The 20,766-nt window shown below is 68.1% G+C and carries 16 protein-coding genes; 12 read left to right on the top strand and 4 right to left on the bottom strand.

The features are described from left to right. Nucleotides 1-10 precede the first annotated feature (10 nt). The gene (locus tag DBO33_RS07335; protein WP_107654343.1) at nt 11-4,645 is read right to left on the bottom strand and encodes an ATP-dependent helicase; all 4,635 of its coding nucleotides are present in this window, start codon (nt 4,643-4,645) and stop codon (nt 11-13) included. A gap of 140 nt (nt 4,646-4,785) precedes the next feature. Between DBO33_RS07335 and DBO33_RS07340 the strand changes: the two genes are divergently transcribed. Further along, nucleotides 4,786-5,331 carry a histidine phosphatase family protein gene (locus DBO33_RS07340; RefSeq protein WP_107654344.1) on the top strand — a complete coding sequence of 182 codons (546 nt, stop codon included), beginning with the start codon at nt 4,786-4,788 and terminating at the stop codon, nt 5,329-5,331. On the opposite strand, the gene DBO33_RS07345 is transcribed toward DBO33_RS07340, so the two are convergent. Then, a complete protein-coding gene (locus DBO33_RS07345; protein WP_107654345.1) occupies nt 5,321-5,947 on the bottom strand; it encodes a TetR/AcrR family transcriptional regulator in 627 nt (208 codons plus the stop codon). The two genes, DBO33_RS07340 and DBO33_RS07345, sit on opposite strands and share 11 nt — an antisense overlap. 68 nt (nt 5,948-6,015) lie before the next feature. Here DBO33_RS07345 and DBO33_RS07350 point away from each other — a divergent pair, with 68 nt between their 5' ends. Further along, nucleotides 6,016-6,963: a patatin-like phospholipase family protein gene (locus DBO33_RS07350; protein WP_107654346.1), complete on the top strand. Its 948-nt coding sequence runs from the start codon at nt 6,016-6,018 to the stop codon at nt 6,961-6,963. Then, nucleotides 6,960-7,796: an SDR family oxidoreductase gene (locus tag DBO33_RS07355; RefSeq protein ID WP_107654347.1), complete on the top strand. Its 837-nt coding sequence runs from the start codon at nt 6,960-6,962 to the stop codon at nt 7,794-7,796. Before DBO33_RS07350 ends, DBO33_RS07355 begins: the two co-directional genes overlap by 4 nt. A gap of 61 nt (nt 7,797-7,857) precedes the next feature. Here the strand turns inward: DBO33_RS07355 and DBO33_RS07360 are convergent, their stop codons facing one another. Together DBO33_RS07360 and DBO33_RS07365 are read right to left on the bottom strand one after the other, a co-directional pair. After that, complete coding sequence (locus DBO33_RS07360) at nt 7,858-8,691, bottom strand: hypothetical protein (protein WP_159080142.1); 834 nt, start codon at nt 8,689-8,691, stop codon at nt 7,858-7,860. 183 nt (nt 8,692-8,874) lie between these two features. Further along, a complete protein-coding gene (locus DBO33_RS07365; RefSeq protein WP_456093893.1) occupies nt 8,875-10,041 on the bottom strand; it encodes a lipase family protein in 1,167 nt (388 codons plus the stop codon). Between the two features lie 675 nt (nt 10,042-10,716). Here DBO33_RS07365 and DBO33_RS07370 point away from each other — a divergent pair. The 9 genes from DBO33_RS07370 (at nt 10,717) to DBO33_RS07410 (ending at nt 20,729) form a co-directional block, all read left to right on the top strand. After that, nucleotides 10,717-14,190, top strand: coding sequence for an indolepyruvate ferredoxin oxidoreductase family protein (locus DBO33_RS07370; RefSeq protein ID WP_107654349.1), 3,474 nt, complete (start codon nt 10,717-10,719; stop codon nt 14,188-14,190). A 378-nt stretch (nt 14,191-14,568) separates the two neighbouring features. Next, nucleotides 14,569-15,327: a helix-turn-helix transcriptional regulator gene (locus DBO33_RS07375; RefSeq protein WP_107654350.1), complete on the top strand. Its 759-nt coding sequence runs from the start codon at nt 14,569-14,571 to the stop codon at nt 15,325-15,327. Between the two features lie 170 nt (nt 15,328-15,497). Then, nucleotides 15,498-16,214, top strand: coding sequence for an ABC-2 family transporter permease (locus tag DBO33_RS07380; protein ID WP_234390725.1), 717 nt, complete (start codon nt 15,498-15,500; stop codon nt 16,212-16,214). A 2-nt stretch (nt 16,215-16,216) separates the two neighbouring features. Next, the gene (locus tag DBO33_RS07385) at nt 16,217-16,927 is read left to right on the top strand and encodes an ABC transporter ATP-binding protein (RefSeq protein ID WP_107654352.1); all 711 of its coding nucleotides are present in this window, start codon (nt 16,217-16,219) and stop codon (nt 16,925-16,927) included. A gap of 50 nt (nt 16,928-16,977) precedes the next feature. Continuing rightward, the gene (locus DBO33_RS07390; protein WP_107654353.1) at nt 16,978-17,547 is read left to right on the top strand and encodes an RNA polymerase sigma factor; all 570 of its coding nucleotides are present in this window, start codon (nt 16,978-16,980) and stop codon (nt 17,545-17,547) included. After that, nucleotides 17,544-18,434 carry a hypothetical protein gene (locus tag DBO33_RS07395; protein ID WP_107654354.1) on the top strand — a complete coding sequence of 297 codons (891 nt, stop codon included), beginning with the start codon at nt 17,544-17,546 and terminating at the stop codon, nt 18,432-18,434. Before DBO33_RS07390 ends, DBO33_RS07395 begins: the two co-directional genes overlap by 4 nt. Before the next feature lie 77 nt (nt 18,435-18,511). Next, on the top strand, nt 18,512-19,054 hold the full coding sequence (locus DBO33_RS07400; protein ID WP_107654355.1) for a hypothetical protein: 543 nt from the start codon (nt 18,512-18,514) through the stop codon (nt 19,052-19,054). Then, nucleotides 19,051-19,839 (top strand): hypothetical protein, encoded by a 789-nt coding sequence (locus DBO33_RS07405; protein WP_107654356.1) that lies wholly within the window; start codon nt 19,051-19,053, stop codon nt 19,837-19,839. The genes DBO33_RS07400 and DBO33_RS07405 overlap by 4 nt, the downstream gene beginning before the upstream one ends. Next, nucleotides 19,836-20,729, top strand: coding sequence for an ABC transporter ATP-binding protein (locus tag DBO33_RS07410; protein WP_107654357.1), 894 nt, complete (start codon nt 19,836-19,838; stop codon nt 20,727-20,729). Before DBO33_RS07405 ends, DBO33_RS07410 begins: the two co-directional genes overlap by 4 nt. The last annotated feature ends 37 nt before the right edge of the window (nt 20,730-20,766 follow it).

Genomic DNA, 20,766 nt, shown 5'->3' on the forward strand with positions numbered 1-20,766 from the left:
CCGGGCTGCGTCATGGGCGGCTCCGGAGGCGGAGGCCGCGCGGGGTCGCGGAGAAGCCCGCTTCGCTGAGGAAGCCCGCGAAGGTATTGCCGTGCACGGTTTCCCCGTCCACCCGATCGATGACCAGGGAATCGACGCGGCGGGTGTGCACTAGGTCGGCCAGGGCTTGGGCGGCGGACTGGCGGGCGTTCGGATCCTCGGTGAAGGTGAGCAAGGTCTTGCCGCCGCGTTCGAGGTAGAGCACCAGGTCACCGTCGACGAGGACGACCAGCGCACCGGCCTTGCGACCGGGTCGGTGTCCGCCGTCGCCGTCACCCTTCGGCCAGCTCAGCGCGGCGCCATAGGGATTGGCCGGGTCGGTGGCCGCCAGCGCGAGTGCCTTCCCGGTCTGCGGTCGGGTGTCGCCGGGACGACTGCGCTCGTTGTCGAATGATCGCAGCCGATCCACCACGTCCGTGGTGGAGAACTGGGCGCCGCCGAGTGAATCGATGAAATACCCACGGCGACACCGCCCCCGGTCCTCGAACTCGGTGAGCACCCGATACATCAGCGCGAAACCGCCGGGCACGCCCTCGTTCTGCACCGAGCCTCGGGTCAGCACGCCGTACCGCTCCAGCAGCATGTCCGCCGTTGCGTGCGCCCGAACCGTGTTGTCGGACACCCGCTCCGGCAGCAGCGACCAGCGCCCCGCCACCGCGGGCGGACCGGACCGCGTCGGCATGCTCGGGCGTGGCAGGTAAGCCCGGCCGCGTGGTGCCCGGCGTGGTGTGCGATGGGCGGTACTGGTCCGCGTGGTACCCGACAGCATCGCGCGCACCGGCGCGAACGTATCGCCGGAAACCATCCCGGCCCAGACCAATTCCCACAGTGCGGACGCCACCTGAGTGTCGTCGAGCAAACCGCTGGCATCGGACAGTTGCCGGAAGAAATAGGCGCCGCCGCCCTGTGGCACTGGGGCGAGTTTCGGGTTCGAAGCCGGCTTCCGCACGCTCGCTGTGTCTTCCATGGCGGCCGCACCGGAACTCGGTGGGTCGAGCGGTATCGGCTCCGGCGACTCGGCCGGCGGTGTCCACGGTACGAGGGACGCGCCGAGTGCGGTGAGCAGCCGGAGCTGCACCTCGGACAGCTCGATGTCATCGGGCGGCGCCAGCGTGAACGGGGCCTGGTCGGTCAGGTGGAGTGCGACCCAGCCGTCCTTGGCGGTGATCGACCCGTGGCCGGACCAGATCACCTCGCCAGTCGCCATCAGTTCGTCGAGCATGGCGGGGGAGTAGTCACGGACCCGAGCGGGCAGCACGAGCGACTCCCAGGCCGAGGCCGGAATCGGCACGCCCGCAAGCTGTTCCACCACGGTCGCGACGCCGTCGACGCCGCGCAGCTCGCCGGTGCCGATGTGCTGCCAGGACGGGAGGAAGCGGCCGAAGGTGGCCGTCGAGACCGGCTCGACCTCGTGCCTCGCGGCGGCCAGAGAGCGGCGGCGCAACCGGCGCAGCACCTGCGCGTCGCACCATTCCGAGCCTGCCGCGCCGGGCGTGAATTCGCCCTCCACGATGCGCTTTTCGGTGATCAGCCGGTGCAGTGCGGTGGCCACGACGGCGGTGCCGAGGCCGAAGCGCGCGGCCACCGCCTCGGTACTGAACGGGCCGTGCGTGCGGGCGAACCGGCCCACCAGATCACCGAGCGGATCGGCGACCGGCTCGATGAAGGCGGCGGGCGTGCCGATCGGCAGTGGCACACCCAGCGCGTCGCGCAGCCGGGACGCGTCCTCCACGGCCACCCACCAGCGGCGGTTCGCGAACGAAACCTCCAGGGCACGACGGGCTTTCACCAGTTCGGCGAACCATGGCGCCGGATCGTCGGTGCAGCGTTCGGCGGCCTCGTCGGCGGTGAGCGGGCCGAGCAGGCGCAGCAGGTCGGCCAGCCCCTCGGCGTCGCGGGCGTGTCGTTCCGGGGTGAGCCGCTGCAGTTCCCGCTCGGTCTGCTCGAGCACCGCGGCGTCGAGCAGCTCGCGCAGTTCCACCCGGCCGAGCAGTTCGGCGAGCAGGCTGGAGTCGAGCGACAGTGCGGCGGCGCGGCGTTCGGCCAGCGGGCTGTCGCCGTCGTACATGAACTGGCCGATGTAGTCGAACAGCAAGGCGTTCGCGAACGGCGAGGGTGTCGCCGTCTCCACCTCGACCAGCCGCAGCTGGCGGCGCGCCACCCGGCTGAGCAGGTCACGCAGCGACGGCAAATCGTAGACGTCGCGCAAACATTCGCGCACCGTCTCCAGCAGAATCGGGAAATCGGGAAACTTGCGCGCCACGTCGAGCAGCTGCGCCGATCGTTGCCGCTGCTGCCACAGCGGCGCTCGCTTGCCCGGATCACGGCGCGGCAGCAGCAGCGCCCGCGCCGCGCACTCGCGGAAGCGGGAGGCGAAAAGCGAGGAGCCGCCGACCTGTTCGGTGACGATGTCGTCGATCTCGTCGGGCTCGAAGACGAACAGTTCGGCGCCGGGTGGATCGTCGGTGGTGTCCGGCAGCCGCACCACGATGCCGTCGTCGGAGGCGTTCGGCGCGGCGTCCACGCCGAACCGTTCGCGCAGCCGTGCCCCGACGGCCAAGGCCCACGGCGCGTGCACCGGCAGCCCGTACGGCGAGTGCAGCACCAGCCGCCAGTCGCCCAGCTCGTCCCGGAACCGCTCGACCACCAGCGTTTTATCGGTGGGCAGATGTCCGGTCGCGGTGCGTTGCTCGTCGAGCAGGGCACCGAGGTTCGCGGTCGCGAAGGCGTCCAGTCCGGCTGCCGCGGTGAGCTTGTCCAGGTTCTCCGGGTGCTGGCCGACCTTGCGCACGAACTCACCGAGCGCCCCGCCGAGTTCGGCGGGGCGGCCCAAGCCGTCGCCGTGCCAGAACGGCAGCCGCCCCGGTTGCCCGAACGCGGGTGTCACCAGTACCCGGTCGAAGGTGATCTCCTCGATGCGCCAGCTCGTCGCGCCCAGCGCGAACACATCACCGACCCGCGACTCGTAGACCATCTCCTCGTCGAGTTCGCCTACCCGCGAGGCCTTTTCACCCACCATGTAGACCGCGAAGAGGCCACGGTCCGGAATTGCGCCGCCGGAGGTCACCGCGAGCCGCTGCGCACCGGGGCGTCCGGTGAGCGTGCCCGCGTCCCGATCCCACACCAGTCGCGGTCGCAGCTCGGCGAACTCGTCCGAGGGATACCGTCCGGCCAGCAGGTCCAGCACCGACTCGTAGGCTGAGCGTGGCAGCGCCGCGTAACTGCCGGTGCCGCGGACGATGTCGAACCAGGCGTCGACGTCGATCGGTTCCAGCGCGCACGCGGCCACGGTCTGCTGCGCCAGGATGTCCAGGGGGTGCGCCGGGATCTGGATCGACTCGATCTGCCCGGCGGTCATCCGCTGCGAGGCCACCGCGCAGTGGATGACATCGGTGCGGTGCTTCGGGAACAGCACGCCGCGCGAGATCTCGCCGACCTGATGCCCGGCCCGCCCGATCCGCTGCAATCCGCTCGCGACCGAGGGCGGCGCCTCCACCTGTACCACCAGATCGACGGCGCCCATATCGATCCCGAGTTCGAGGCTGCTGGTCGCGACGACGCAGCGCAGTCGCCCGCTCTTCAGATCGTCCTCGATGAGCGCGCGCTGCTCCTTGCTCACCGAGCCGTGGTGCGCCCTGGCGAGCAGCGGGCTAGCACCGTGCACCACCTCGGTCGACGCCCCGAGCTGGGCGGGCGGCTTGTGCTCGGTCTCCACCGGCTCGCCGAGCCGGGCCGCATAGGTTTCGTTGAGGCGCGCGGTCAGCCGCTCGGCCAGCCTGCGCGAATTCGCGAACACGATCGAGGACTGGTGTTCCAGCACCAGATCCACGATGGCCTCGTCCACGTGCGGCCAGATCGAGCCGGGCTGGTCGGAGTCGCCGGGTTCGGTCATGTCGGCCACCGGTACCCGGACGGACAGGTCGAAGGTCTTCGGCGCGGGCGGCGAGACGATGGTGATCGGGGCGTTGCCGACCAGGAACCGGCCGACCTCGTCCGGCGGTCGCACGGTCGCCGACAAGCCGATCCGTTGCGCGGGTCGCTCGGTGAGCAGATCCATCCGGGCCAGCGACAGCGCCAGATGCGCACCACGCTTGGAACCGGCGATCGCGTGCACCTCGTCCACGATCACCGTGCCCACATTGCGCAGCGTCTCCTTGGCCGCGGAGGTGAGCATGAGGAACAGCGACTCGGGCGTGGTGATCAGAATGTCCGGCGGTGTGCGCTGCATCGTGCGGCGTTCGGACGTGCTGGTATCCCCGGACCGGACGCCCACGGTGATCGCGGGCGGATCCAGCCCGAGCCGCTTCGCGGTTTGCGTCACACCCACCAGCGGCGCCCGCAGATTGCGCTCCACATCCACCGCGAGCGCCTTGAGCGGCGACACATACAGCACCGAGGTGCCTGCCCGCTCGGCCCTTTGCTCCCGAGTGGCCAGCTGATCGATCGCCCACAGGAACGCCGACAACGTCTTACCTGACCCGGTCGGCGCGATCACCAGGGTGTGCTCACCCGCCGCGATCGCCGCCCATGCACCCAGCTGAGCGGCCGTCGGCGCCGGGAACGCGCCGTCGAACCACTCTTGAGTAGCGGGGGAGAACTGAGCCATGGCTTCAGTGTGCACCGAGGCACCGACAAGCAAGCCAGGGTCGCCGATGGCGAGGCGACCTGGGCCGAACGACACTCCAATCTGGCGTGAATTCCTGGAGAGGCGGAACAGCCGTATGCGCATAGCCGTACGCTTCGTGCGTGCAAAAGGTGCTCAGACTCGACCTTGTCAGTCATGGCATGACCGAGGCGATGCGGAAGGCACGTTTTCCAGTCGACGAATCGCTGACCGAAGCCGGCCGCCGGGCTATCAAAGGGTGCACTCCGCTTGCCGCGCCGCGGGTGCTCACCGGACCCGAGCGCCGGACGGTCGAGACGGCGGCGCTGTTAGGGCTGCCCGGCGATGAGGACACCCGACTACGCGACCTCGATGCGGGGGCGTGGCGCGGCGGGGCGCTGATGTCGGTGCCCCAGGACGAGCTCTACGCGTGGCTCACCGACCCGATGTTCCGCGGCCACGGCGGTGAATCCGTGGTGGACGTGATCGAGCGGACCAGGTATTGGATGGCCGAGATCGCGTCGGAGGGGGAGTCCACCATCGCCGTCACCCACCCCGCGGTCATTCGCGCGGCTCTGCTGGTGACCCTGGACGCACCACCGAAATCCTTCTGGCGGATCGACATCCCACCGGGCAGCGTCACCCGACTGCACTATCGCGGCGAATGGACCCTGCACTTCACGGCGTGACCGCGCTCTTCGCGGCGAGCGGTCCCGCGCCGAGCGTGACGAGCAGCCGGACGGCATCGGTGATCAATCTGGCCGGAATCGACGGATCGATGGCGCGCTGCATACCGAGGCCGATGCCCATGCTGAGAATCCCGGTCGCGGCATCCTCGGCGGGCACCGGCAGTTCGATCCCCACCGTGTCGGCCAGTGTCTGCACCTGTACCGCCACCGCGCCGCGCACCATGCCGAGGCTCGACACCAGCGCCGCCTGCAACGCGGGATCGTCGCGGGAGACGGTCGCGAACTCGAATTCGAGCATGGTCCAGCCGACATCGCCGACGGTCCGCTCGGCCCACTCCTGAAACCGCTCGAGCTGTTCCTCGAAGCTGTCACCCGCCGCGAGCAGATCGGTCACCTCGGCGAATTTGGTCGCGTGGATGAGTTCGATCACCTCGAGGCCGAGCTCCTTCTTGGTGCGGAAGTTCGAGTAGACCGCGCCCTTGGAGTAGCCGGCCTCCTCGGCCACCCGCTCCAAACTGGTGCTCGCGTAGCCGTCGGCCAGGAAGAGGTCGCGTGCCGTGGCGATCAGGTCAGCGCGGGTGCGGGCCTGGCTCTCGGACCGGGTCAGACGTGCCATGCCGTAATTCTACGTACCGTCGGATTTCGGATACCGCGGGTATTTGAGTTCTGCTAGTGTCTAGAACCATGGGTAACAACAACGGGTCGCAACGCCGCGGCCTGGCCATCGGTTGCGGTGGCACGCTCGGCGCCGCCTGGATCGTCGCGGCGCTGGCCGCGGTGCGAGACGCGCTCGACTGGGATCCCCGCGAGGCCGATGTGCTGATCGGGACCTCCGCGGGTGCGGAGTACGTAACCATGCTCGGCAGCGGCGTTTCGGTGGACGAGCTGGTCGCCATGCAAGAGGGCACCTCCACGAATCCGATCCTGTTGGCGCACATGCGGTCAGGCCCCGGGCGGTTTCCGCCGATTCCGCGCCTTCGGCTCGGTTCGGTACGACTTCCACTGCGCCGCACCGACTCCGGGCAAGCACTGCTCACCGCGGGTAGCGGACTGATGCCGGTCGGCGGGGGTGACGCGAGCTGGTTGCAGCAGCTCGCCGAGCGGCTGAATCCCGGTCGTTCCTGGGTGCAGCATCCGGCGACCTGGTTGGTGAGCATGGATTACGCGACGGGAGAACGGGTTCCGTTCGGGGCGCCCGACGCACCGGCCGCGCCGCTCGAAGCGGCGTTGCGCGCTTCGTGGGCGGTACCCGGCTGGTTGCCGCCGGTACCCATCGCCGGACGCCGCTTCATCGACGGTGGCGCGGGTTCGACGGCCTCGGTGGACCTGTTGATTCCGCAGCAGCTGGACGAGGTCGTCGTGCTCGCCCCCATGGCCTCGACCGGGAAACTTCCCGCGACCAGTGCCGGGCACTTCTTCGAACGGCAGCTGCGAAACCGGATGAGCGCCAAGCTCGATGCCGAGATCGCCCAGCTGCAAGCGAGCGGAACCAAGGTTCTGCGCCTCGACGCCACCGCCGACGATCTCGCGGTGATGGGCCCCAACTTCATGGACGCCCGCCGCCGCATCGACACCTTCCAGCACACCCTGCGCCGCACCCGCCGCACGCTCGAGCAAGGAGCCTTCGCATGAGAATTCTCGGTCACGGTTACCCCGACTTCGATCTGAAGGGCGCCCGCGTCCTCATCACCGGCGCCGGCCGCGGCATCGGTCAGTCCACCGCGGAACTGTTCGCGGCCAAGGGATCCGAGGTGGTGATCGCCGACGTCGACACCGTCGCCGCCGAAACCGCCGCGGCCGCGATCGACGCGCAGGCGTACGAGCTCGACGTGCGCTCACGCGGCCAGTGGGACAAGGTGATCGCCGACCTCGGTCGCGTCGACATCCTGGTCAACAATGCCGGAGTCATGCCGGCCGGCCCGTTCCTCGACGAGCCGGATGTGGTCGGCCAGGCCACGATGGACATCAATGTCTGGGGTCTCATCCACGGCATGCGCGCCGTCGCCCCCGGCATGATCGAGCGCGGCCACGGCCACATCGTCAACGTGGCCTCGCTGGCAGGCAAGATCCCCGTCGCGGGCCTCGCCGTCTACAACGCGAGCAAGTTCGCCGCCGTAGGCCTTTCCGCCGCAACACGTTTGGAGTTCGCCCCGCAGGGCGTCAGCGTCAGCTGCGTCCTGCCGTCGGCCGTGCGCACCCGCCTCTCCTCCGGCCTCACTCTCGGCCACGGCATGCCCACCGTCGACCCCGAAGACGTCGCCGCCGCCATCGCCCGCACCGTCACCACCCGCAAGGCCGAAGTAGCCGTCCCCAACTACCTCGCCCCCATCGACCTGGCCCTGGCCGCCGCCCCCGAACGCGCCGTCCGCCTCGTCCGCCGCCTCTTCGACGGCGACCGCGCCCTGCACCCCGCCGACGAAAAGACCCGCGCCGCATACGAAGACCAGGTCCGCTCCATCAGCTGACCCCGACGCCGCACGTAAAGTGGACCCGGAGTGCAACTCCGGGCCACCCATCATCCCTGATTCAGTCGCCGTCTTTCGCCGCCGTCTCAGCAGCTCGCTTCCGTTGCCATTCTTCGAATCCCGCGATGTAGGCGCGGTGTTCCTCGGCGACCGGCCCGCTGGGCGGGATGCGGTACCACCACCAGTTCAATCCGTCTTTGACGCGCCCTCCTTTCCAGGCGACCCAGCGGTCGGTGTTGTCCACGGTGAACGAGGTGTAGAGGCGATCGTATTCGGCGAGCCAACTATCCACTGCCGGACGAATGCCGTCGCTCAACTCCGGCAGCAGGCTTTCGATTGCGTCACGGAATCCGAGCAGGTAGGTGAGGTCACCGATCTTCCTGGCGTTCCATGCGTCCAGTGAGCGGGTGGCGTTGATCTCCATGTCCAGGACGCCGCTCGCCCACGGCAGCAGCAGCCAATCGAACGATCGTGCCGGGAAACTGGGGCGCTCATATTCGAGCGATTCCAGTTCGCGCAGGGTCTCGTCGCTGACCGTGCTGAAAGCGTCGAAACCGGGAAGGCCGCCCGCGATAATTGCAAAGGGAGGACCGACAGGCAGAGCCTCCCGGACGACGAGTCCTGCAATCGCTCCGTCGCGATTGTTGACGTACTTGCCGTGCCGAACCGGAAGGTTGAAAATCGACAGGACCTCGCAGATCTCGGCGTACTCTTCCGGCGTGATCGGTATGCGACCCTGCACGAGTCCGGCCACGAGCCCCTCTGTAAGCAGGCCCCATTCGCCTCCCATGAGGAACTCACGATCCCACTTTTGGTGATGGGCAGGCCTTCGATCGGACAGGCGATCCAACAGGTCAGCGAGTCGATCATGCAATTCCATCTCTTTTCGGGCCACCGTGAAGTCCTTCCTCGACGCGCCAAATCTTCGTACGCTCTTGCCAGACCGGCTCGAAAATCTGGATTTGTGAACCCGAGTCGGAACTCGGTGGAACCCGCAGGTCGTGGCGAAAAATCAGCCCGCACAACGACTGTGGGCCCCGCCTCGGGGGAGGCGGGGCCCACAATCGCTAGTAATGGGTCAGCAGCTGGTGGGGGCCGGGTCGCCGCGGAAGCGGGCTTCCACGTAGTTCCAGGCGTCGGCGAAACCGGCGACGGCCGTGGTCATGTGTTCGGCGATCTCGTAGGTGTGGAAATCGACGGGGGCGCCGGCTTTGCAGTAGCGGTCGGCGACTTCGGCGACGGGTGGGTAGAAGGTTAGTTCGTCGAAGCGGCCCTGCCAGAGGAAGGTGGGCACGGTGGGGATGCCGTCGAAGTGACGCAAGCTGTTCTCGCGCAGTACTTCTCGGGCTACCGGGCTGTCCATCAGGCTCTTCGACGCGGCCATCTGTTCGGCGTTGCGGAAGGCGCCGTGGAAGAGCAGGAACCGGCGGCACGCGTCGTGGGTGAATTCGCGGAACCAGAGGCCGTTTTCGTTGAGTTGGTCCGAGATCGGCAGCTTCTCTGGGTATTCCCGCTCGAGGCCCATGGCGGCGGCGAAGGCCAAGCCGAAGCCGGGGTGCGGGGCGAAGCCGAGCGACAGCGCCATCTCCTCGAGGTCGGCGGGGATACCGCCTGCGACAGCGGCCGCCAGCTTCAAATCGGGGGCGTAGGTGGGCTGTAGTGCGGCGGCCCAGGCGGTGGCCATGCCGCCGCCCGAGTAACCAGCCAGCGCGACCGGTGAATCGCCGAGACCGAGCTCGGCCACCTTCTGCACGGCCCGGACGCTGTCCAGCGTCATCATGCCGCTGAGCCTGGCCGCACCGTAGGCGGAGGTGGGGCCGAGGTAGTCGGGCAGCGACACCGCCCAGCCGCGACCGATCGGCAGCATGGCGCCGACGGCGTCCTGGAGTTCGCCGTTGAACAGTGACCGCGACGGGTTGCACTGGGTGCCAAGGGAATTGATCAGCGCCTGGTAGGAGACGAGCGGCGGGTTCTTGACGCCGTTCGGCAGCAGGACGGTGGTGACTCCCATGACCGGCTTGTTCATCGAGTTGGTGGACCGGAACGCGACCTGCCATCCCGTGGTGCCCACGTACGGGCCGGTGTCGATCTTGCGGACGCGGACGACGTCGCCCGGTCGCAGCGCCGCCAGCTCGGCCGGCGGGGTATAGAACACATCCGGATCCGGTGTGGGATAGAGCGGTTGGGCGTTGACGGGTAGGCCGAGCAGGCCGACCGAGACGACGCTCAACAACAGGATCGCGATCCTGAACGGGACTCTGTGCACGGTTTTCCTTCGAATTCTCGGCCGTGACCGACTCGCCGACCCCGACAACGCCTCGGCAACTCGGACGGACCACCACTGCAAGGGAAAGCGCGGCGAACGTCGTCGTTCGCCAGGCCGACGGATAGCAATAACCCACAGCCGAACCGAAGGTCGGACCGGCACACCACCTTTCGGCTCAACGACTACAGGCGGCCGCGGTCGGCGGCACCATCCGCAGCGAACGTAGCGCTAAGCATGCCGTCGCGCGCAACCGGGTCCGGCATATTGGACAATTCACAACGCGCTACCTGTGCATTTGACCAAGGTCACTGCCGACCGCAAGCGCTGAACCGCCTGTAATAGCAGGTCGCTCTCGCCACTCGGTCCCGGCCCGTACCGCACGGTCCGTCGAGTGGGACATCACGGAGCCGCCACTCGATGTTTGCCGCCGCCTGGTCCCGTTCGCCGGAACGCTGCGATTCGGCGTCCGGTGGTGGAGGTCACAGCAAACCTCACATCGTGCATAGTGTGTGCCCATTCACACGCAGTGAAATTGCGCAGTCTGCTCAACTTTATCGACGCCTATTGTTCATTTCGCGCTTCGAAGGCAGGCTATCGGCATCAAGTGCTCAACTAGGAAGGCGCCCGATCGGCGCCGACCGGACGGGTGGATGTATGACCGAGCTCGCCGATCACGATCTGATTCCGGCGCCGTATGACCTTGCCGACCGCTACCGGGTCGGCGCAGGCACCGTTGTCCTGACTGGGGTCCAAGCGATCGCGCGTCAATTGGTGGAGCAGCACGTGCGCGACCTGCGCGCCGGGCGCCGGGTCGGCACATTCGTGTCGGGCTATCAGGGCAGTCCGCTCGGCGGCGTGGACAAGATGCTGGCCGGGATGCCCGACGTGCTTTCCGAGCACGACATTTCGTTCGTCCCTGGCCTGAACGAGGAGCTCGCCGCTACCTCGGTGTGGGGCAGCCAGGCGGACCTGCCCAAGGGCGCCGCCACGCACGACGGCGTCGTCGGCGTCTGGTACGGCAAGGGCCCCGGCCTGGACCGGGCAACGGACGCGCTGCGGCACGCGAACATGTACGGGGCCAACGCCAGCGGCGGGGTGCTGCTGCTGGTCGGCGACGACCCGGCCTCGAAGTCCTCGACCGTGCCCGCCGTCAGCGAGCGCTCGCTGGCCGCCATGAACATCCCGGTTCTGTTCCCGCGTAACGCCCGCGAGATCATCACGATGGGCCTGCACGGCGTCGCGCTGTCGCGGGCGTCGGGTTGCCTTGTCGCGCTGAAGATCGTGGCCGATGTCGCCGACGGCGCCTGGTCGGTCGACGGCGACGCGGGCGACATCGAGATCATCGTTCCCGAGATCACCTGGGAGGGCAGGCCCTTCCGCTACCTGCAGCGCCCGATGGCCGCGCCGACGGACAGCGTGATCGCCGAGGCGGACCTGTACGGCCCGCGCTGGGAAGTGGTCAAGGCCTACAGCACGCTCAACGACCTCGACGTCATCGAGCTGAACCCGCCGCACGCCACCATCGGAATCGCGGCCACCGGAACGACTTTCGACGCCGTCCGGCAGGCACTGATCGACCTCGGCGTGGACGACGACGCGCTGATGCGCGCCGGTGTCCGGCTGCTGCGCATCGGCATGCCGTTTCCCATTGCGCCCGACCGTGTCCGGCAGTTCGCGAAGGGCCTCACCCGCCTGGTGGTCGTCGAAGACAAGACCGCCTTCATCGAGACCCAGATCCGGGAGATCCTCTACGGCACGGCCGACGCGCCGGAGATCATCGGCAAGCGCGACGCCGCCGGTCGCCCGCTGTTCAGCCAGGACGGTGAACTCACCACCGGCCGGATCACCAAGCCGCTCAGCCGGGCCCTCAACGGCTTCCTGGAGATGAAACGGCCGCTGCCCCAGCCACTGTCGCTGGCGGTACTGCCCGCCAAGCGCGCCGCCTACTTCTGCAGCGGCTGCCCGCACAACCGGTCCACCGCGGTTCCGGAGGGCTCGCTGGCCGGTGGCGGCATCGGCTGCCACACCATGGTGACCATGTCGGGCCGGGAGGACAGTCAGGTCACCGGCCTCACCCAGATGGGTGGCGAGGGCGCGCAGTGGATCGGCCAGGCGCCGTTCACCGATGTGCCGCACCTGTTCCAGAACATCGGCGACGGAACGTTTTTCCACTCCGGGCAGCTGGCCGTGCAGGCGTGCGTCGCCGCCGGGGTGAACATCACCTACAAGCTGCTCTACAACGACGTCGTCGCGATGACCGGTGCGCAGGACGCCGAAGGCGCGCTCGCGGTGCCGAAGCTGACGCACAAGCTCACCACCGAGGGCGTCGCGCAGATCATCATCTGCGCCGACGAGCCGAAGAAGTACCGCAAGCGCGATCTCGCCCCCGGCACCAAGCTGTGGCACCGGGATCGGCTCGACGAGGCCCAGCGCACCCTGCGTGAGGTGCCGGGCGTCACCGTGCTCATCTACGACCAGCATTGCGCCGCCGACGCGCGCCGCCAGCGCAAGCGCGGCACCCTGCCGGTCCGCACCACGCGGGTCGTCATCAACGAGGCGGTGTGCGAGGGCTGTGGCGACTGCGGCGTCAAGAGCAACTGCCTGTCGGTACAGCCGGTGGACACCGAGTTCGGTCGCAAGACCCGGATCGATCAGACCTCCTGCAACACCGACTACAGCTGCCTCGACGGTGACTGCCCGTCCTTCGTCACGGTCGAGCTGCCGGATCCGGCAAAGGCCAAGAAGCGCAAGGTGATGCAGCGGCCCGCGCCGCCGGTGCTGCCCGATCTGCCGGTGTCCGCGCCGGCGACTACGCAGAACGTCTTCCTGGCGGGCATCGGTGGCACCGGCATCGTCACGGTGAACCAGGTGCTGGCCACCGCCGCGCTGCGGGCCGGCTACGAGGTGGCGAGCCTGGACCAGATCGGCCTGAGCCAGAAGGCCGGACCGGTCGTCTCGCACCTGCGGTTCGCCACCGGCGAACTGGAGCCCGCGAACCGGCTCACCCCGGGTTCGGCGGACTGCATCGTCGCCTTCGACCTGCTGACCGCCACCGACAACAAGAATCTGGCCTACGGCTCGAAGGCGCACACCCTGTCGGTCGCGTCCACCAGCAAGACCCCGACCGGGGACATGGTGTACGACAAGTCCGTTCAGTACCCGGAGACCCCCGCGCTGCTGACCCGGCTGGCGCAGGCCTCGCGCGAGGTGCGCTCCTTCGACGCGCTCGGTGCGGCCGAGGTGCTGTTCGGCAATACCGCCGCCGCCAACTTCCTCATGGTCGGCGCCGCCTACCAGCTCGGCGGCCTGCGGCTGCCCGCGGCGGCGATCGAGGAGGCCATCGAGATCAACGGTGTCGCGGTGAACGCCAACATCGCGGCGTTCCGCTGGGGCCGGGTCGCGGTCGCCCGCCCGGACGACTTCGCCGCGGCCGTCGGCCGTACCCAGCCGAAGAAGGCCGAAATCCAGGTCCCGGCAGACCTTTTCGAAGGCCTGACCGCGACGGGCGAGACCAAGCGGCTCGTCGAACTGCGTGCCGCGGAGCTGATCGGCTTCCAGGGCGTGCGCGTCGCCCGCGACTATGTGCGTACCGTGCAACACATTTGGGACGCACAGCTGCGGGTCACCGGGCGCACCGAGTTCAGCGAAGAGGTGGCCAAGGGGCTGTACAAGTTCACCGCCTACAAGGACGAGTACGAGGTGGCCCGCCGCCTCACCGATCCGGCCTTCCTGGACGACGTCGCGGGTCAGCTGCCCGAAGGAGCGAACCTCACCTACAAGCTGCACCCGCCGGTGCTGCGGGCGATGGGCCGCAAGAAGAAGATCGGCATCGGACCGCGCGGGCACTTCACGCTGAAGGTGCTGGCCAAGGGAAAGCGGCTGCGCGGCACCAAGTTCGACCCCTTCGGCTACGCCCACGTCCGCCGGGTCGAGCGCACCCTGCTCGCCCACTACACCGAGATGGTGACGACCCTCGCGGACACGCTCGACGAGGCGGGCTACGACCGCGCAGTACAGGCCGCGGCCCTCGCCGACACCGTGCGTGGCTACGAGGACATCAAGCTCGCGAACGTGGAGCTCTACCGAAACAGCCTGCGCGACCTCGGCATCGAGCCGCCGCAGGTGTAGCCCATCAGCGTGGTCTGGGCAGTAGACCGCGCGCCTGGTCGAGCGTATAGGCCACGCTCCCGGGCACATGGGAAGCGGCCCGCAACCTCTGGTTGCGGGCCGCTTCTGCTTTGCGCAGGTGATGCGGGGTTTGCAAAAGTATTGGCCCGGAATGGAACCGATCGGGCGTTCGCCGCGTCCAAGGAAGGTAACGAGCAAAGACAGGAGTGATCGACGGTCCCCGGAACGGCGGCCGTAGCAGACCATGGCGGGGATTCGGAGGGGATCCGCGGCTTCATCGGCCGACCGGCATGGCTGGACGAGACCGCACCGCACCGGGTGCGGAATCCAGGATCAGGTGCGCCGTACGGTGCACCCATCGAAGTAGTGGGGGTTTCCATGAACGCTGTGCAACTGTGCCGGGACACCGAAGAAGTGACCAGGTCCAACGCGTTCGTCCATCCGAGTCTGCGCGAATATATGGATCCGACGAACGGGCCGTGCGGGACGCTGTTCGCCGCGTCGTTCCGGCTCGAGTTCGCCGACTACGACCAGCTCGCCGCGCGCCGGGACGTCGAGGGCGCGCCGATCGTGCTGCCGGTCAACACCGAGTATCAGGCCGAAAACCTGCGGTCGATCCGGGCCGCCCATGCCATGGGCCTGATCGTCGCGGTCACCAACGATGTCACCGGTCACGCAACGTATTTCGCGATCCGGGCCGGCGCCAACTTCGTGATCAACATCGCGATCGCCGTCGAGCGACAAGCCGAGATACTCCGTGCGCAGCTGTTCGACCAGCAGGGTGCACGGCCCGAGAAGCCGAGCCCGCCGGTGTTCGGCACCGTACCGAACCGGGGTGCGAACAGCCCGCAGACGGAGCCCGCCCGTGCGCGTGCGGCCACCCAGCCCGTCGCGCGGGTACCACGGTCGCGCACGCCGGACCGTCGAGCCGAGTTGGACGAATTCGATGCCCGGCTGCTGCACATGCTGCGCACCTCGATGACCGTCGCCGAGATCGCCAGGCACAACTACCTGTCGGAGCGGTCGATGTACCGGCGCATCCGCGCGCTGTACAACACCCTCGGCGTGCGCAACCGCGCCGAACTGGCGGAGAGCCGCGCCGCCGCCCGCCCACCGATGACCGTGCTGCGCAGCTGAACGGCGGCGGCAACGTGCCGTGAACCGCTCCGTGGTCGGAGGCTACGAACTCGAGGAGACCAGCCGACTCGAGGAGCGATATGGCCACTACCGCAGCACATCTTGGGTCGGACATACGTGCGAAAGACCGACCATCCCTGTGGACTGTCACTGTCACCGAACTATCGAGAATGCGCCGGGGCTTCACCGGCTGGTTCGTCGTCGTCGGACCCGCCGCCATCACCGTTCCGCTGTATCCGATGTCGCTGGCCTCGCCGGAGGGGCGGTCCGGCCATACCTGGACGGTGTTTCGCGATGTCGCACTGGAAGGGTGGGGGATTCTCATTCCGATGATGGCCGCGCTCTTGGCGGCGCTCTCGGTGCGGGCAGACCTGGACGCGAGGCGGCTGCTGTTCTCCTATGCGGTGCCGCGCACCAGGTTCCTGCTCGGTAAGTATTTCGCGCTGGCCGTGCTGTCGGCGGTGTCGACGACGCTGCTCGGGGTGCTGCTGTGTTGCGGTGCGGCGTTGCACGGCAGGCTCGGCAGTGGCTTCACCACGATCGCTGCCGCCTGTTTTCTGCCGTGGCTGGCCGGATTGGGCTGTACCGCAGTGACTCTGGTCATCTCGATGGTGTGGGGCCTCGGTCCGACCATCGCGGTCGGTGTGCTCGGCATGATGAGCGGGATGCTCATCGCGGACAAGAGTTGGTGGATGGCGGTGCCGTTCGCCTGGCCGATGCGCGTCATCCTGCCGTTGGCCGGGATCGGGCCCAATGGTGTTCCGCTGCCCGAGGGCAGCCCGATCAGGGACAGCGGCGTCATATTGCCCGCCATCGTGCTGTCGATCGGGCTCGCGGTGCTGGTTCTCGCGGCCGGCTCGATACACCTGCGGCGCAAGGAGATCTGAGCATGTACGCACTGGAAGTGACACGGCTGCACAAGCATTACGGCAAGCATCGTGCGCTCGACGGTGTCGACCTGTCGGTCCGCGCGGGGGAGGTCTACGGGCTGCTCGGTCCGAACGGCGCGGGTAAATCCACTGTGCTCAAGACCGTGCTCGGTTTGCAGCGGCCGAACGAGGGCAGCATCAAGCTGTTCGGACAACCCTTCGACCGTACCCAGCTGGTAGCTGTCGGTGCGTTGATCGAGACCCCCGGGTTGTGGCCGCAGTTGGATGCGTCGGCGCACCTGCGTATCCACGCGAAGTTGCGCGGGGTTCCTGCGGAGTGGATCGACGACGCGCTGGCCGCTGTGCAATTGACGGAGGTCCGCAACCGCAAGGTGCGTGAGCTGTCGCTCGGTATGCGCTGGCGGCTCGGCATCGCCCTCGCGCTGCTGGCCCGGCCGAAGTTGCTGCTGCTCGATGAACCGACGAACGGCCTCGATCCGGTGGGCATCCGGGAGATGCGGGGAATCATTCGCTCCCTGGCGGCCGACGGCACAACGATCCTGCTCTCCAGTCACCAGCTGTCGGAGATAGCCCAGGTGTGCGACCGGGTCGGGGTACTGGTCGCAGGTCAGACACGCTACGAAGGCACCCTCCATGGCCTTGCGGGCGACGGTGGCATCGAGGAGGGCTTCTTTCGCATCCTCGACGCCGGTGGCTCGCGAATACGCTGACATGCGATCCGGGTTGAACCGTTCGGTGCCCGCCCGCTACACACCAGGGTGTGGAGACGGACGAAGCGCTGCTGGCCGCGGTGGCCAGGGGAGATCAGGCGGGCTTGCGTGCGCTCTACGAGCGGCATGCGCCCGCGATGCTGCGGGTGGTGCGCCGGATGACGACGCAGAGCGGCGTCGCCGAGGAGATCCTGCAGGAGACCTGGCTGGCTGTCTGGCGGTCGGCGGGCAGCTTCCGCGGCGAGTCGTCCGCGCGCGGCTGGCTGTTCGGTGTCGCCAAACGCCAAGCGCACAACCAGCTGCGGAAGTCCGTGCTCGCCACGGTCGATCTCGAAGACACCCCGGAGATCTGCGATGAGACCGGCACCGTCGAGGACGTCGTCCTCGCCAACGCCGCCCGTGCCGACCTGGCTGCGGCCGTTCGCGACCTACCCGAGCATCTGCGCGACGTGCTGCTGCTCGTGCTCGTCGACGACCTGGCCTACCCGGACGTCGCGGCGATCCTCGACATTCCGGTCGGCACGGTGAAGAGCCGAATGTCGCACGCGCGCAAGCGACTCGCGCTTGCGCTGGCCGGGACCACCGCCGACCTGTCCACCGGAAACGGAGGCGAGAAATGAATTACATCGGCCCCCACCTCGCGGACGACCAGCTGGTCGGCCGGCGAGACGATGCCACCCGCCTGCACCTGACTGCTTGCGCCGACTGTCGTGCACGCGCCGAGAGTTGGCAGCACCTGGCAGTCGCGGCGCGGCAGGTTTCCGCGGAACTCGAGGGAACGATCCGCACACCCTCCTTCGACAGTTTGCTCGGCGACGCCGTCGGGATGCCCTGGGCCACAGCGGAAGTAGCCGCACGGCCAGGTCGGCGGGGTTCGCTCCTGGTCGCCGCTGCGCTGGTGCGAACCCAGCTGCGGTTTTTGCCGCGAGCACTGGTTCCGCTGAGCGTGCTGGGGTTCCTGTGCTGCCTGCTCTTGGCCGTATTCATCAAGCAAAGTGCCACTGCACCCACGGTGTTCGGGCTCGGGGTTACCCTTTTGTTCCAGCTGGGTACGTTGGCGGCCTGTCTGCCGCGGGCCGACCCGCGGCTGGAGTTGTTCAGCACGTTGCCGATTCCGCCCGCGGTGGTGTTCGCGTGCCGGCTTGCGGTGGTTCTTTTTGCCGACACCGCGCTCGCGCTGCTCGCCTCGATGCTGGCGAGTGAGTTCGGTGCGACGGCCGACTTTCCCGCCATGGTCGCGGGCTGGCTCGGGCCGGCGATGTTCGCCTCGGCGGTCGGGATCGTGTGCGCTGTCTGGCGTTCCGCGCAGGTAGGGGCGGTAGCGGGGGGTGTGGTGTGGCTGCTCGGCGCCGCGGCGTCCTCGGCGACCGGTCCGGTGCATCGGGTCGGTGCGTTGCTCGAACCGCTGTGGTCCACCTCGGTGGCGACCTTGCTGATCGCCGCGCTGCTGCTCGTCGTCGCGGTGGTCGGGATGCGCAGGCCTCGGTACAGCGTGGTGGCTGGATGAACCGGCCGGTACGAACTCGCTACCTCGGTGCAGTTAATCCGATCTGGCGGTATGAAATTCGGCGTTGTGGTCGGGAGGTGCTTGCGCTGCCGCCCCCGCTGGCTGCTGCCCTCGGCGTTGCGTTGATCGCACTCGACGGCGGTCCGGCCGCACAGGTCGCGGCGGTCGATACCGTGCCATTGGCGGCTGGGCTGGCGGCCGCGGCGGCACTGGGCGGGGAGCGGATGATCGAAGTGCAGTTGACGGTGCGGACGCCGTATCGGCTGACCGTCGTGCGTCGTATCGCGCTGGTCCTGGTCTCGGCGTGTGGTGCGGTGGTGGTGCTCGGTCTGCTCGGACGGCGGGTGGTGCCGGACAGTGCGGGCGTGCTGCTGACGGGCAATATCGTCTTCGCGTTGGCGTTGATCGGTCTCGCGACGTACGCCGTCGTCGAGTTTCGTTCCACCGCGGGTGCTTCGGTGGTCGTCATCACCGCGTGGCTGGCGAAATTGCTGGTACTGGATCAGTTTGGCGTTTTCGCCGAGGCGTTCGTGCTGCTGACGGTCGCGGCATTGTGCGCATGGCTCGCGGCACTGCGGGTTACCGACAGCGAAGCGCAGTTGCGCGGAGTACGCGGATGAGGGGCGTGCTCGGTGCGACCATTCATTATGAAGCGCTGTTGGTCCTGCGGCACCGGGTGGTGTGGTTGTCGCTGATTCCGCTGTGCGCCTTGATCATGCTGCTCGGCGGCTTTCCCCAGGGACGCGATCGGACCGACGAGATAGCCGCGATCGGGGACACCGCCCTGCTCATCAATTTTCTCGGCTCGGCCGGTGTTGCGGTTGTGCTCGCGGATCGGCTTGCCGCGCAACGCAGGCCGGGATTGCGCGAGCTGTTCGCCGCAACACCGGCCGACGGGCGCACCAGGTCGGTCGGCCTCGTGCTCGGGCCGTGGCTGGTCGCCTCGGTACCCGGCGCGCTGGTTCTGCTGGTGATGGGCCTGTGGTCGGCGATCAGCTCAGGTGGGCCGGCGCCGTTGGCAGCGGCGGTGATCGGGCTGGTCACCATTGTGGCGCCGGGCTCGCTGTTGCTCACGGTGCTCGCCAATGTCGCGAGTCTGCTGCTGCCCAGCGTGGTCGTCCGGGTGCTGGTCGTGCCGTGCTGGTACTGGGCGACGCTGCTGACACCGCTCGTGCCGATCCCGACCGTGACCGGGACGGTGCTGTCACCACTGGGCGGGTATCAGGCGGCGCAATGGCTGAATGTCACGTTGCCCCAACAGGACGGCGGCTGGCTGCATCCGCCGGCCGGTGCCGGCTATGCCGCTCTCGCACTTGCGCTCACCCTCGTGACGACGGCGCTCGCCTTTCTGGCCGGCCACGAGCTGCTGGCCCGGAGTCGTTGCGCGGAAATGGAGTTCGGATGACAATCACGCTGCGCAAGCTGACCAAGATCTATCGCAAGCCCGACGCCGCGCTGCGCGACATCGATCTGACCGTGACCGAGGGGATGACCGGGCTGCTCGGGACGAACGGCGCGGGCAAGACCACGCTGCTGCGGATCCTGACCGGAACGCTCGAGCCGACCTCCGGCACGGTGACGGTGTGCGGGCACGACATGGCCACCACCGCCGGACGGACCGAGGTGAAGCGGCTGCTCGGCTACCTACCGCAGGAACTCGCGCTCTATCCCGATCTCACCGGACGCGAATTCCTCGACTACGTCGCCCTCCTCAAAGGTATCGATGACAAACGCACCCGGCGCTCGCAGATCGAAAGTCTGCTGGACCGAGTGGGGCTGGATTCGGTTGGCAGGCAACGGATCGGGCGGTACTCCGGCGGCATGAAACGCCGGCTCGGCATCGCGCAAACTCTGCTGGGCGACCCGAAGCTGATCATCGTCGACGAGCCGACGGCGGGACTCGATCCCGAGGAACGGATTCGCTTCCGCACCCTGCTCGGCCAACTCGGCGGCGACCGCATCGTCCTACTGTCGACCCACATCCTCGACGACGTAGCGCACAGCTGTCAGCAGGCGGCGGTGCTCACCGAGGGCACGCTGGCCTATCACGGCACCACGGCCGGGCTGGTCGCCATGGCACAGGGGCAGACCCATCTGGTGCGTACCGATGTCGAACCGCGCGGCGATTTCACCGTCGTCAATGTGACGAGCACCGTCGAGGGCACCGAGTATCGGGTGGTCGGGCCGATACCGCCGCCCGAATCACGTCCGGTGCCACCGACATTGGACGACGGTTACATGGCGCTACTGCGTGCCTCCCGAGCGGCTGGCCGGTGCGAACCGACGACGTCGTGAACCGGAACCCGGCAGTCCGCAACGTAATCGGTAGACG

Origin of the sequence: Nocardia suismassiliense (genome assembly GCF_900269665.1) — a bacterium.
GTDB classification, from domain to species: Bacteria; Actinomycetota; Actinomycetes; order Mycobacteriales; family Mycobacteriaceae; genus Nocardia; species Nocardia suismassiliense.

Bases quoted from the DNA above. Each gene is read 5' to 3' on its own strand.
- DBO33_RS07355 (WP_107654347.1), top strand. From the start codon at position 6,960: ATGAGAATTCTCGGTCACGGTTACCCCGACTTCGATCTGAAGGGCGCC.
- DBO33_RS07380 (WP_234390725.1), top strand. From the start codon at position 15,498: ATGCGCCGGGGCTTCACCGGCTGGTTCGTCGTCGTCGGACCCGCCGCC.
- DBO33_RS07395 (WP_107654354.1), top strand. From the start codon at position 17,544: ATGAATTACATCGGCCCCCACCTCGCGGACGACCAGCTGGTCGGCCGG.
- DBO33_RS07405 (WP_107654356.1), top strand. From the start codon at position 19,051: ATGAGGGGCGTGCTCGGTGCGACCATTCATTATGAAGCGCTGTTGGTC.
- DBO33_RS07375 (WP_107654350.1), top strand. From the start codon at position 14,569: ATGAACGCTGTGCAACTGTGCCGGGACACCGAAGAAGTGACCAGGTCC.
- DBO33_RS07410 (WP_107654357.1), top strand. From the start codon at position 19,836: ATGACAATCACGCTGCGCAAGCTGACCAAGATCTATCGCAAGCCCGAC.
- DBO33_RS07345 (WP_107654345.1), bottom strand. From the start codon at position 5,947: ATGGCACGTCTGACCCGGTCCGAGAGCCAGGCCCGCACCCGCGCTGAC.
- DBO33_RS07370 (WP_107654349.1), top strand. From the start codon at position 10,717: ATGACCGAGCTCGCCGATCACGATCTGATTCCGGCGCCGTATGACCTT.
- DBO33_RS07335 (WP_107654343.1), bottom strand. From the start codon at position 4,645: ATGGCTCAGTTCTCCCCCGCTACTCAAGAGTGGTTCGACGGCGCGTTC.
- DBO33_RS07350 (WP_107654346.1), top strand. From the start codon at position 6,016: ATGGGTAACAACAACGGGTCGCAACGCCGCGGCCTGGCCATCGGTTGC.
- DBO33_RS07385 (WP_107654352.1), top strand. From the start codon at position 16,217: ATGTACGCACTGGAAGTGACACGGCTGCACAAGCATTACGGCAAGCAT.